This window comes from Clostridium sp. AM49-4BH (assembly GCF_003478335.1).
In the GTDB taxonomy this organism is placed as follows: Bacteria; Bacillota; Clostridia; order Lachnospirales; family Lachnospiraceae; genus Butyribacter.
In genome coordinates this window covers 20,464-33,621 of sequence record NZ_QUFB01000014.1, presented here as the reverse complement: position 1 = coordinate 33,621, position 13,158 = coordinate 20,464, and the positions used below count along the sequence as shown (strand labels likewise).

Here is a 13,158-nt window from a genome sequence, read left to right as displayed (position 1 = left end):
AGAAATGGGGAATGGTATGAAGAATACGTTATATTGTTTGGACGGATATCAATTCCTGACAAAACGTGAATTTGAACGGGCACACAAGGAGAAAGAAACAATTTCCTATCTCAAGGAAACAATTCGTTCCGGGAAACCAAAGGAACTGCTAAAGGTGTACAATCGATCCGTCGAAAAGCATGCGTTTTGTACAGTTATCGGACTGCAGTTTTTACAGGAACTTCGTACTGAGATCCTGCAGTCAGGTATCGTAGGAGAAGATACACTTGCGCCTATTCCGGTTGCAGTGTCAGAACAGGCCGCTTCCGATAAACAACGTAAAGGATCGGGCGCAACGGATTCTGGTGTGACAGGCAAGACAGAAATAGAGCGACAGCTCAAACGATATAAGAAAGCATATGAAGATGCAGTGACTGGTAAAACGATCAAAAACATGGTCATAACCGTTTTGTTGATCATTATTTTGGGAATGTTGTTAGTGACATTTAAGACCAGATATTCTGTGTTTACGTATTTTACAAATTATAAAGAAGAAATGCGGGAAGAATTAGTAGATGAATATGAGCAGTGGCAGGATCAATTGGAACAGAAAGAAAAACAGTTGGATGAGCGGGAAAACGCACTAAAAAATAAGTGATCTTATCACAGATTATTCATAATTATTTTATATACTTATTTTAGAAGTCAATGAGCATATTCATTGACTTCTTATTAAATAGAATAATGAGAAAGGGTTGGTGAAAGCTATGGAACAATTGAAAATCTTAGTGGTGGACGATGAGCAGCGTATGCGTAAACTTGTCAAAGATTTCTTAAATAAACAGGGATTTGTCGTGCTGGAAGCAGAAGATGGGGAACAGGCGGTTGACGTATTTTTTGCGAACAAAGACATTGCGCTGATCATCCTTGATGTGATGATGCCGAAGATGGATGGTTGGGAAGTTTGTCGGGAAATCCGTCAGTATTCACAGGTGCCGATCATTATGTTGACAGCCAAGAGTGATGAGAAAGATGAGTTACTCGGATTTGATCTTGGTGTTGATGAATATATTTCGAAACCGTTTAGCCCGAAGATATTAGTGGCACGTGTAGAGGCAATCTTGCGGAGAACTAATGCACTTGAAGATGATGTGATGGAAGCGGGAGGAATCAGTCTGAATCGGGCTGCACATGAGGTGCGGATCAATGGAGAACTGGTAGAACTCAGCTATAAAGAATTTGAACTGTTGACCTATTTTATGGACAATCAAGGCGTTGCATTATCGAGGGAACGTATATTGAACAATGTGTGGAATTATGATTATTTTGGGGATGCACGAACGATCGATACGCATGTAAAAAAATTGCGCAGCAAATTAGGTGACAAGGGCGAATATATCAAAACAATCTGGGGAATGGGGTATAAATTTGAAGTATGAGAAAGCGTGAAAATTGTAACGTGCGTGGCATGTCGATCCGCACAAAATTAATGATAACGATGCTTTTGATCTTGGGTTTTACATTATGCGCCTTTTGGATGTTAAATTATGCATTGCTGCCGGGATATTACCAGCACAAAAAGGTTTCCATGCTGGTGGATTCGTACAATTCGGTCAACACGATAACGCAGAAGGATCAGCCGCAGCTTAGTAAGAATGGCCAATTGTCCGACAAAAGTGTACGTGAGATTGATATTATGTCTGCAAACCATTCCTATAGCATTTATCTGTTTGAGCTGACTAATTTTTTGGGTAATATTATGTATTCGTTTGATTATCCATCTTCGGATACCATTTCTGAACGGCAGAGCAAGACAGTCGAAGAGAAGACGAGGGAATATGTGCTCGGGCTGGAAAGGGGTGGCAGTGTTGGCGAACGTGGTGATTCCAAAAAAAAGATTACGGAATCCGAAAATTATTCAGTTTATAAGATAATGGATGATCGAATAGGGTCGGAGTATATTGAATTGTTTGGTCAGTTAAAGTCCGGACAGTTTGTCTATATGCGGACGAATTATCAAAGCATGACTGAGAGTGTGGCGATCTTTAATCATTTTCTTGGGTATGTGGCGGTTGGAGCGGTTGTTGTCAGTATGCTGCTGATGATCGTGGTCAGCAATAGTTTTGCAAAACCAATTTTAAAGATTGCAGATATTGCTAATCAGATGGCAAATCTTGATTTTGATGTACGTTATCCGGTACACACAAAAGACGAGATCGGCTTATTAGGGCACAGTATTAATGCTCTTTCGGATAAGTTAGAAAATACCATTTTGGAATTAAAATCAGCGAACAACGAATTACAAAAAGATATTCAAAATAAAATACAGATTGATGAGATGCGTAAGGAGTTTTTGTCGAATGTATCGCATGAATTAAAAACCCCAATCGCATTGATACAAGGATATGCGGAGGGGTTGCAGGACAATATCAACGATGATCAGGAGAGCCGGGAGTTTTATTGCGAAGTCATTATTGATGAAGCAAATAAAATGAATAAAATGGTTAAAAAACTTTTGACACTGAATCAGATCGAGTTCGGCAGTGATCAAGTGCATTTTGAACGTTTTGATATTGTACAGGTACTTCGTTCTTCGGTTAATTCCGCAACTTTGCTGGCAGAACAAAAGGATGCAGAGATCTTATTTTATGAAACGGATCCGGTTTATGTGTGGGCAGATGAGTATATGATCGAAGAGGTTATTACAAACTATATCAGCAATGCAGTTAATCATGTGGATGGTGAAAGGGTTATACGAGTAACAATGGAGCGGAGAGGCGATGTTGAGCGCATTTCTGTATTCAATACCGGTAAGACGATACCGGAGGAAGACCTTGATAAGATATGGATCAAGTTTTATAAGGTGGATAAGGCGCGTACCAGAGCCTATGGAGGCAACGGAATTGGGCTGTCGATTGTCAAAGCGATCATGGATTCTATGAATCAGAAATGTGGAGTGATCAATCATGAGAATGGTGTAGAATTTTGGTTTGAACTCGATTGTAAGACGATTGACTGATATAGCGGTAATATGGTAGTATAAAGATAATGAATGTATGGGCAAAATCATATGAAATGCCCGCAATAAAAAGAGGTAGTGCAGGATGAAAAAGAGAATTATAGCAACTGTACTCACTGCCGCGTGTGCATTGACCGGATGCAGCACGAGTGTTCCTGATTTATCAAAGCTGGATGCCGGCAAAGCATCGGAATATATGGCAGGAGAGTTGTTAAAACATGACAGTAAATATGCATATGGTTTGGATTATGACCGTAGTATTTTAAATCCGACTCCAACTCCAACGCCGATCGTTACTCCTGCGCCGGCACCGACAGAAACTGCAGCAGTGCAGAGTGCTGAACCGGGGCAGGCTGCGGCCGGAAAGGACGGAGAGGCAGAAGTTATAACAGTTCCTTTAACGAAATTGTATGGAATTCCTGGGGTTTCTGTAGACTTTGTGTCAGCAAAATTGAAATCTTCGCTCGGTGCAGATTATGCGTATTGTAAAGTCGGAAAGGGTAAGAAACTGCTTGTATTATATTTTCGGATCAAAAATACTGGGAATACGAATGCAAAGGTTGACTTACATAAAAACAAACCGGATTTTTACCTGCGGTCAGAGGGAAAACAGGTGGGACTTCTACAGCATACAGTTGCGAATGGCGAATTGCAATATTTTCAGCAGAAGATCAAGGCTGGAGATAACAGACAGGGAGTTTTGGTGTTTGAGGTGGATCAGGAAATTAACTTGTCAGATGTATCACTGGTAGCTGTACGGGATGACAAACAGGCAGAAATAGCTATCAAATAGGAGGCGCGAGCATGGATACAGGTATTTTATTGGAAAGTGGAACAAATGAATTAGAGATTTTGGAATTTACCGTTGGTGGCAACAGCTATGGAATTAATGTTGCGAAAGTGCGGGAAATTTTGCCATATCAGGTGCCAACACCGGTGCCAAATGCAGATCCCAGAGTAGAGGGGATATTTATGCCGAGAGATGAGATCCTTTCTATTATTGATCTGGCAGTGGTTATGAATCTGCCTAAGAAAGCAGATACGGCGGGAGATATGTATATCGTAACGGGCTTTAATGGGTTGCATACTGCATTTCATGTACACGGAGTTGCAGGAATTCATCGCATTTCCTGGAAAGAAATTTTGAAACCGGATTCTACGGTGAATAGTGGTGATAACAGCATGGCGACAGGCATCGTTAAGATTGATGGTAAGCTGATTATTATACTGGATTTTGAGGAGATTGTTGCCGGAATTAATCCGGAAACCGGATTGAAGGCCTCTTCTGTCGATCATTTGACGGGAAGAAAACGAAACGATACACCGATCTTGATTGCAGAAGATTCTATTTTGCTTAGCAAGATGATCGTCAACTGCTTGTCTGAGGCCGGATATGTAAACGTAACGGCAACAAACAATGGTCAGGAATGTTGGGATCGGTTATGCGACTATTATAAGTCGGGAAATTTGGACGAGAAAGTATCCTGTGTGATCACAGATATTGAGATGCCGCAGATGGATGGACACCATTTGACAAAATTGATCAAAGAGTCTGATCAGTTTTGCCATATTCCAGTCGTCATCTTTTCCTCGTTGATCAACGAAGAGATGCGTCGTAAAGGGGAGTCGCTCGGAGCTGATGCCCAGTTGTCAAAACCGGAGATTGGACAGTTGGTTGCTGCATTAGATAACTTGATCGGAGTAACGGACCATCAATAAGGAAGAAAAGAGGTTGCGGTAATGTCAGGAGAAGACAAAGAATTAGAAGATCTGAATGCGGCTGATTTCGCGGATATGGGTTCCTTGGCGGATTTTGTGGACATAGAAGATTTGGAAAATCTGGAAGGGATAGAGGAGTTTAAGTCAGATGAGCAGTCTGAGGATGCACCGATGCCGGCAGAGGAGGTTTCCGAAGAGATTCCAATGTCGGTAGAGAAGGAAGTTTCTGAAGAGATTCCAATGCCGGTAGAGCCGGTAGAGGAGGAAGTTTCTGAAGAGATTCCAATGCCGGTAGAGGAGAAAGTTTCTGAAGAGATTCCAATGCCGGTAGAGGAGGAAGTTTCCGAAGAGATTCCAATGTCGGTTGCGGAAGCTTCTGAAGAGATTCCAGCACCGATCGACGACGGAGGTACTGAAGAGATCTCACAGCCGGCTGGTGATAGTGCGACGATTAATACCAGTGAATTATTAGATAATATCAATTTGTATTCTGACGATGTAAGTGGCGGAGATTCAGCAGAGACGGCAGCGTTAATGAATGACGGAAAATCAGAATCTTCGACCGATGATCAGGCATTAAATATGATGTTAGATGGATTGTTGGATGATCTGGATATGACTGGATCGTTGCAGCAGGAGACGGCATCAAAGGATGAACTGGTAGAAGATCAGGATGCTGAGGCAGCAGATATTTTTGATATGCTTGGTGCTGATTCGGAATCACAGGATGTGTCTATTGATGATCTGCTAGATATTGCGGCACCGGAGGAACATCCGGAAGAGGAGCCAACAGATCAGAAAGGATTGTTTCAGCGTGTCTTTGGTAATGTGATCAACGATGAGATTGCCGAGGAAGAACGAAAAGCACAGGAAGAGGAAGAACAAAAAGCTGCGGAAAAAGCGGAGTTGGCAGAACAGAAAAAGGCAGAAAAAGAGCAGGCAAAGGAAGCAAAAAAAGCAGAAAAAGAAGCGAAGAAAGCAGCAAAAGCGGAAGAAAAAGCTGCAAAAAAAGCGGAAAAAGAAGCCAAAAAGGCTGAGCAAAAAGCACAGCAGGAAGAAGAGGCAGAAGCTGAAAAATATGAAGTTACCGGCAAGCTCAATAAAGTTGGTGTTGCGATCATTGCTATCTTGACCGTTACTTTTCTGGTAGTGGAGATTGCTGGCACAAACATACATGGTTACTCCAGTTCAAAGAAGCAGGCTATGAAATACTTTGAGATGGGTAAGTACGAGCAGGCATACCAAGAGGTGTTAGGAACGAAGGTGAAAGAAAAAGATCCGGATACCTATAATAAGATTCGAACAGTGATGCAGGTACAGAGAGCATTGGATTCTTATCAAAATTATGATGCTATGAATTATTATCCAGATGCCTTAAATGCGCTGATCCGTGGTTTGCAGAGATATGATGCAAATTTAGAGACTGCCAAACAGCTTGAGATCGAGGACGAGGTAGATGGCTGCAAAGAACAGATCGTATCTCTGTTACAATCTGAGTATGGCGTCAGTGAGTCGCAGGCAAGGGAACTGCTAAGCTTAGACAAGGCAGAGTATACCAGTAAAGTTGTTGAGATAGCCATGAAAAAGAATACGGGGAATGAATGATCTTCGTGTGATAGAAAACATAAGAAATGAAAAACAGCGTTTTCAAAAAATTTGAAAACGCTGTTTTTTATTTTATAGGAAACTTTTTATTATAGCATGCGGGAATACGATCATTCCGTTTCTGTTGTAGCAGCACCCTCATAAACGGCTTCATTGGTTAATTCAATGCCAAGCTTTTTGAAAGTGTTGATATCGATCGATGACAAGATCGCGGAAACATGAAGCTGACACCCGGACAATTTTGGGAGCTGTTCTAATGCCAGTTTGGCTTTCGGATCCGATACAGCGCACATTGAAAGCGCAATAAGTACTTCATCGGTATGCAGGCGTGGATTTTTGCTGCCAAGATAACCGGTCTTAAGGTGCTGGATCGGTTCAATAAAGGAAGGGGATATCAGATGTTCATTATCATCAATCTTTCCTAATACTTTGATCGCATTTAACAGTACAGCGGACGCCGGACCGAGCAGATCAGAAGTAGAACCGGTTACGATGGTTCCATCCGGCAGTTCCATTGCTGCAGCAGCCGATCCTTTTTGCTTAGCCCGCTCGTTAGCAATCGGAACAACAGCACGATCGTTTACGGATATTTTAGCCTGCTTCATGATGAGTTCCTGTTTGTATATTTCGTCACCCGATGCCTCATCTTTGATATAGCGGTTGAGCGACTGATAATAGCGGCGAATGATCTCCTGCTTCGACGCCTCCTTACAGACTTCGTCATCAATAATACAGTTGCCTGCCATATTGACGCCCATATCTGTTGGAGACTTGTATGGACAGTATCCATAGATGCGTTCAAACATGGCGGCGAGCACCGGATAAATTTCAATGTCGCGGTTATAATTTACCGTAGTTTCACCATATGCTTCCAAATGAAATGGGTCGATCATATTAACATCATTCAGATCAGCAGTTGCGGCCTCATAGGCTAAATTGACCGGATGCTTCAAAGGAATATTCCAAATTGGGAATGTCTCAAACTTTGCATAACCGGCCTTGATACCGTTTTTGTTTTCATGGTATAGCTGAGAAAGGCAGGTTGCCATCTTACCGCTTCCCGGTCCCGGTGCAGTAACAATGACAAGCGGTCTGGTTGTTTTAATATAATCGTTTTTGCCATAGCCGTCATCACTTACGATCTTGTCGATATTGTTTGGATATCCATCGATAGTATAGTGGTGATAAACCTGGATACCGATGGATTCTAATTTTTTTTGAAACAGATTTGCGGATGGCTGTCCGGCGTAACGGGTGATAACTACGCTGCTGACATAAAGTCCTTTCTTTTGATATACATCGATCAGACGTAATACATCCTGATCGTAGGTAATTCCGAGATCATGTCTGATCTTGTTACGCTCAATATCTGATGCATTGATCGAAATGATCATTTCAGCCTGATCGGCAAGTTGTAAAAGCATTTGTAATTTACTGTCCGGTGCAAAGCCCGGAAGTACGCGTGATGCATGATAATCGTCAAATAATTTGCCGCCAAACTCTAAGTACAGCTTATCGCCAAATTGAGAAATGCGCTCTCTAATATGTGCAGACTGCATGGATAAGTATTTATCATTATCAAAGCCAATTTGTTTCATTGAAAATCTCCTTTTTCTTGTAATAACACGAACGTTCCCATCAACATTCGGTAAAAAATAACCCCACAATAAGGATACCATAAACGGATATAAAATGACAGGGGGAAAGGAAAGATTGTGCTTTATTTTTGATAACGGATATGTTATGCTTGGCCTAGGAGATAAGAGAAGGGGAATACGTAAAATAAGGCATTCAAAGTATTTTACATATGGTAGTTTTAAACCTATGGTGTAAGACTGATAGGTAAAGGACTATCAGATGATTACGGGCTTAGTTGGTGTATGGATCTTGCCAGAGAACGAGACGATGCGTACGAGAAGTTATATGTGGAATTGCCAGAAGGATTTACTACCATTACAGCCAATATGTTTGGTGATATACAGATAAAGGAACTTTATATTCCGGTAAGTGTGACGAAAATTGAAGAAGGGGCATTTGGGGCACAAATCTACATTACAAATATTCGTGTTTCTTCGATTAATCCAAAGTACAGGTCGCAAAATGGTGTGTTATACAATAAGAAAATGACAACACTTATCTGTTATCCGATGAGTAAGAAGGGCAGTACCTTTGTTGTACCGGATACAGTTCGCAAGACGGCACCTTTATCCTTCCGAGGCAATTATTATTTAGAAAAGGTTGTTTTACCGAAAAATTTACGAAAACTAGGCAGAGGAAGTTTTCTAAAAAGTGCTATTTCAGAGTGGAGATGTGATGGTGGTGTGAAAAAGTACGAGAAGAGTGCTTTTAATTATATTGATGCGGCCGATGGTTGTATAGATAACAGCATATTGTTTTATGGTAAAAGGAGTGAGGGGTTATGAAACAGAGCAGAAAGAAATGGTTTGTGGCAGCTATTTGTATTATTGTTGTTTTGGCATTGGGTACAGGTGGCGTGATCTATTATAAAAAGCAGGAACAGCAAAAGAAGCTTCCGCCAACGGAGTATGTTCAACAATTGGAGAAGAGAACGCTGGATGAAGAAATTCAACAGCTTTGTGACTGGAAGGCAGATTGGAAAGACAGGAGCAGTGAAGGACTGGGACTAACAACGCAGATTACACTTGGCGATGTATGGAAAGCGTTATTAAGGAAAAGTGGCTTGCAAAAGGTCACGGTACAGTCTGATATTCAGATGGATAAAGACACGGTGACCGGACAGGGGACAGTGTTATTAAATGACCAAAAGGCAGTACATTTTAATGCTTTTCATGATGGAACACAGAAGCGATTTGTGGGAGAATCCGGAGGGGTTAGTTGCCTGCAGATCCCTGAATTAAAAGAAGATTATCTTATGTTGGAGACGGAATTGACCGAAGCCTTGTTTGTACCGATGGGGACGGAAGTTACGTTCAAAAGTGAGATGCAAAAGTGGCTTGGCATGTTTTGGCAAAAAGGACAGACTGTCACGAAGAGCAGAGAGGATGTGAAGCCGAAAGGGATTACTGATGCATGTACGGAGTATGATATTGTGTATCATACCGGTGAATTTATGACCAACAAGTACAGTATGGTATGGAAGAAAATGAAATTATATGTGGATGAGTCAGATACGATTCGTGGACGTGTAATAGATCTCGTGGTGGATAATGTCGACTATTCGGTTACGATCGTGCGTAACGATACGAAAAAAGAATATCGCCAAGATGTGTCTTTCAAAAAGGCAGATTCTTCCGTGACATATACTTTCAAATTTTCGCTGACAAAGGATGAGAAATATCCAACCTTAAAAATTGATGTGTTGGCAGGGAAAGACCGGCTGTTTTTGACGGAGCTATCACAAAAAGCGATAGCAAAGGATCAGAAACAATCGTTGAAAAAAATGCGAACGACAGGAGAAAAAACGATGGAAGCCGCACAAAAGGACAGAGACAAAACCAATGGTAAAGATGGAATGGAGAAGTATTTTTGGTTATATGGTAATAAGAAGAATACAGATGGAATGACATTGACGCATTATCTTTATGGTGTGGACATACCGGCGTTTTTGAACAAAATAAAAGAAAAATGTGGGGTTGATCTGACTCAATTAGCACAAAAATTTGATGATTATTAATTTTGGGTATTACATATTTAGAGATAATATGTTATAATTTCACAGCATTATATGGTTTTTATTGGAAACGCACAATCCTCCGGGATGATAACGAACAACACATGACAATAGTTATTATTTTAGGAGGATTTTTTTATGCCAAAAAACAAATTTCAAGATGTCGTATTCACAGCCATTATGGCAACGATCATGGTATATGGGATGGTCGTTTACAATGTAGCGTTAAACATGGGAAAAGTAACCGGAGAGACTTTTCTTGCAGCAGTTCATGAACTGCTGATTATGGTGCCGGTCGCATTTGTCTTAGAATTTTTTATTGTCGGAAAGATTGCGAAAGCACTTGCGTTTACGGTTGTGACACCAGACGACAGACCGCAGATCATCACCTACGCGATCTCTATTTGCATCTGTTGTATCATGTGTCCGCTCATGAGCCTTGTGGCAACTTTGTTGTTTAAGGAAACGAAAACCTTTGGTACTTGGATTCAAACATGGGCGATGAATTTCCTGGTGGCAATCTGTTATCAAATGTTCTATTGCGGACCGTTAGTTCGTTTGATCTTCCGCACCATTTTTGAGAGAAAAGGAAGCAAGGCGACAGAGCAGTCAGATGCCCAAAAAGCATAGATAGCAATACGATATAAGTAGTAGACATAATTGAAAATGGAGTATTATAATAAATGTGTAGGAGAAATAAAACTTCCTGCACATTTTTAACTTTATGGAAAACTGCTTATAATGTAGTGCTATGCCACTAAGAATTGCTAAAGCGATTCTTGCAGAACTACATTTGTTTATGTTTAAGAAACGAGGTGTTATTTTATGGCAAAAAAGTTAGTTGCTTATTTTAGCGCAAGCGGAACAACAAAGAAAACAGCAGAAATGATCGCAGAGGCAGGCGATTTTGATCTGTGCGAGATCGCACCAAAGGTTCCATATACGAAAGCGGATCTCAACTGGATGGACAAAAAATCACGAAGCAGTGTAGAGATGGCCGACAAATCAATCAGACCGGAAATCGTAGATTCTAATGTGGATGTATCTTCTTATGATGAGATTATTTTAGGATTCCCGATTTGGTGGTATGTTGCACCAACTATCGTGAATACATTTTTGGAGAAATATGATCTGAGCGGCAAAAAGATTGTATTATTTGCAACATCTGGTGGCAGCGGATTTGGCAACACGGTCAGTGAGTTACAGCCATCGGCTCCTAATGCACAGATCGTGGAAGGAAAACTCTTAAATCGTATGTCTAAACAGGAGATTAGCGAGTGGGTAAAAAGTTTGTAATTGTATTTCAGACGAAGTTTTAGATCATGAGAAATTAATAGATTTGTTGAGGAGAGATGAAGAACGATGATTCGTACATTTAAGACACATGAAGTGCGTATGCAGGAAGAACTGACAGGGAGTTTATGGGAATTTGAGCCATGCGAGGGGGATTATGCAGGAACAAAGTTTCAGATGGCAACACCGGGATGCTTTGAAACAAATCCACTTTTTGCAAATTACCGTGGAGAAGCCTATTTTCGTAAAAAAATTACTGCTGGCGGAAATATCCGTATTGAGTGTAAAGGAGTGAGCCATACAGCGACAGTGCTGTTAGATGGGGAACAGATTGCACAGCATTATAATGCTTATACACCATTTTCTGTTATTAAGAAAGATTTGACAGAGGGAACCCATTTGTTGGAAATTAAGGTGGATAATCGTTTTACGGAGAAAAGTGCATTACATATTCCGAATGATTATATGTCATATGGTGGAGTATCGCGTCCTGTGGTGTTGGAGAAAATTGGTGCCTTATATTTTGAATATGTACATGTTAAAACATATCATAAAAATGGGAAATGGACAGCCGGCGTGAAAGTAGCGGTCCATATTTTGGATCAAAAGAGGCTTATTGGTGAGAATGTGGTGATCTCACTTCAAATAGGAGGAGTAATCTATGATTGGCAGTTGCTGTCCGACAAAGGGGACAGACAGATATTGTCTACGGAACTCATATTTGAAGATGTGCAGGAATGGAGTCCGGATTCTCCCAAATTATATGAGGTAAAGCTACAGGCAAAAGTGGGAGACATTGTGATGGATGACTTAATAGACCGTTTTGGCTTTCGGGAAATTAAGGTGCAGGGAAAAGAAATTTTATTAAATGAAAAGAAATTTCGCATCAAGGGAGTATGCAGACATGAAGATCATCCAGACTATGGATGTGCATTACCATATGCAGCAATTTGTCATGATCTTATGTTAATTCAACAAATGGGCGCCAATTCGATTCGTACGGCGCACTATCCGAATGATGAGATATTTTTGGACTTGTGTGATGAACTGGGTATTTTGGTTTGGGAAGAGAATCATGCAAGAGGAATAGAGGAACCAGAAATGCGTCATCCTCTTTTTGAGACGCAGGCAGAAAATGTTATCAGGGAAATGATAATGAACCATTTTAATCATCCAAGTATCTATATTTGGGGCATACTAAATGAATGCGCCAGCGAAACAGAGTTGGAAGATCATGCTATCAAAAACAATTTGCACTGATCAGGCAGTTAGATGCTACAAGACCCTGTACTTTTGCAAGCTGCAAATTTTTTCAGGACATTTGTTTTGATCTACCGGATGTGATTTCATGTAATATATATCCAAGATGGTATATAGACAAGTCGGTGCGGCAGTATTTGGCGGAAGTGTGTGATTGGATTAAAGAAGATGGAAAAGGAAAAGATAAACCGTTTATTGTGTCGGAGATTGGGGCAGGAGCGTTGTATGGCTGTCACAATTCTTATCATGGAAAATGGACGGAAGAATATCAGGCAGAAGCTTTGGCGGAGCAGTTGACAGCGTGTTTAGAATCTTCAGAGTGTATGGGCGTTTATATTTGGCAGTTTTGTGATGTGCGTGTCAGTTCTGAGTGGTTTGCCGGAAGACCGCGAGAGATGAATAATAAAGGTATCGTAGATGAATATCGAAGACCCAAATTGGCATATGAAAAAGTGAAGGAAATATTTCAAAAATACTAAAGTTGATTATAGAAGAAGGTTACATATGCCCTACTGATGAAGTGGGGCATTTAAAGTGTTGCAAATGTTAGGGGTGTACGATATGATTGCATAAAACGATTATAAATGTTAAACTATAAGAGATAATATTTTGTCTATTATTGCATATAATA

13 protein-coding genes are annotated in these 13,158 nt (G+C 40.7%); 12 read left to right on the top strand and 1 reads right to left on the bottom strand.

The genetic code is table 11. The annotated features are described in order from the left end of the window. Positions 1-16: 16 nt before the first annotated feature. The 6 genes from DW981_RS05830 to DW981_RS15035 all read left to right on the top strand — a co-directional run bounded on the left by DW981_RS05830 (position 17) and on the right by DW981_RS15035 (position 6,322). Positions 17-637: a hypothetical protein gene (locus tag DW981_RS05830; protein ID WP_147352613.1), complete on the top strand. Its 621-nt coding sequence runs from the start codon at positions 17-19 to the stop codon at positions 635-637. A 109-nt stretch (positions 638-746) separates the two neighbouring features. Then, on the top strand, positions 747-1,418 hold the full coding sequence (locus DW981_RS05825) for a response regulator transcription factor (RefSeq protein WP_022024593.1): 672 nt from the start codon (positions 747-749) through the stop codon (positions 1,416-1,418). Then, a complete protein-coding gene (locus DW981_RS05820; RefSeq protein ID WP_243034665.1) occupies positions 1,415-2,998 on the top strand; it encodes a HAMP domain-containing sensor histidine kinase in 1,584 nt (527 codons plus the stop codon). Before DW981_RS05825 ends, DW981_RS05820 begins: the two co-directional genes overlap by 4 nt. 85 nt (positions 2,999-3,083) lie before the next feature. Continuing rightward, on the top strand, positions 3,084-3,791 hold the full coding sequence (locus DW981_RS05815; RefSeq protein WP_022024595.1) for a hypothetical protein: 708 nt from the start codon (positions 3,084-3,086) through the stop codon (positions 3,789-3,791). Between the two features lie 11 nt (positions 3,792-3,802). Next, positions 3,803-4,717: a chemotaxis protein gene (locus tag DW981_RS05810; RefSeq protein WP_022024596.1), complete on the top strand. Its 915-nt coding sequence runs from the start codon at positions 3,803-3,805 to the stop codon at positions 4,715-4,717. 21 nt (positions 4,718-4,738) lie between these two features. Further along, complete coding sequence (locus tag DW981_RS15035) at positions 4,739-6,322, top strand: hypothetical protein (RefSeq protein ID WP_182434153.1); 1,584 nt, start codon at positions 4,739-4,741, stop codon at positions 6,320-6,322. Between the two features lie 110 nt (positions 6,323-6,432). On the opposite strand, the gene DW981_RS05800 is transcribed toward DW981_RS15035, so the two are convergent. After that, positions 6,433-7,920, bottom strand: coding sequence for a DUF1846 domain-containing protein (locus tag DW981_RS05800; protein ID WP_118507074.1), 1,488 nt, complete (start codon positions 7,918-7,920; stop codon positions 6,433-6,435). Between the two features lie 282 nt (positions 7,921-8,202). Between DW981_RS05800 and DW981_RS05795 the strand changes: the two genes are divergently transcribed. The 6 genes from DW981_RS05795 (at position 8,203) to DW981_RS15895 (ending at position 13,006) form a co-directional block, all read left to right on the top strand. Further along, positions 8,203-8,745, top strand: a complete 543-nt coding sequence (locus DW981_RS05795) for a leucine-rich repeat protein (RefSeq protein WP_022025942.1) — start codon at positions 8,203-8,205, stop codon at positions 8,743-8,745. Continuing rightward, entirely contained in the window at positions 8,742-9,977 is a 1,236-nt protein-coding gene (locus tag DW981_RS05790; protein WP_118507073.1) for a hypothetical protein, read from the top strand. The genes DW981_RS05795 and DW981_RS05790 overlap by 4 nt, the downstream gene beginning before the upstream one ends. Before the next feature lie 135 nt (positions 9,978-10,112). Beyond that, the gene (locus DW981_RS05785) at positions 10,113-10,604 is read left to right on the top strand and encodes a DUF2798 domain-containing protein (protein ID WP_118507072.1); all 492 of its coding nucleotides are present in this window, start codon (positions 10,113-10,115) and stop codon (positions 10,602-10,604) included. A 195-nt stretch (positions 10,605-10,799) separates the two neighbouring features. Next, a complete protein-coding gene (locus tag DW981_RS05780; protein ID WP_118507071.1) occupies positions 10,800-11,270 on the top strand; it encodes a flavodoxin in 471 nt (156 codons plus the stop codon). A 66-nt stretch (positions 11,271-11,336) separates the two neighbouring features. After that, positions 11,337-12,527 (top strand): glycoside hydrolase family 2 TIM barrel-domain containing protein, encoded by a 1,191-nt coding sequence (locus DW981_RS15900; RefSeq protein WP_279220181.1) that lies wholly within the window; start codon positions 11,337-11,339, stop codon positions 12,525-12,527. Then, the gene (locus DW981_RS15895) at positions 12,473-13,006 is read left to right on the top strand and encodes a glycoside hydrolase family 2 TIM barrel-domain containing protein (protein WP_279220180.1); all 534 of its coding nucleotides are present in this window, start codon (positions 12,473-12,475) and stop codon (positions 13,004-13,006) included. The genes DW981_RS15900 and DW981_RS15895 overlap by 55 nt, the downstream gene beginning before the upstream one ends. The last annotated feature ends 152 nt before the right edge of the window (positions 13,007-13,158 follow it).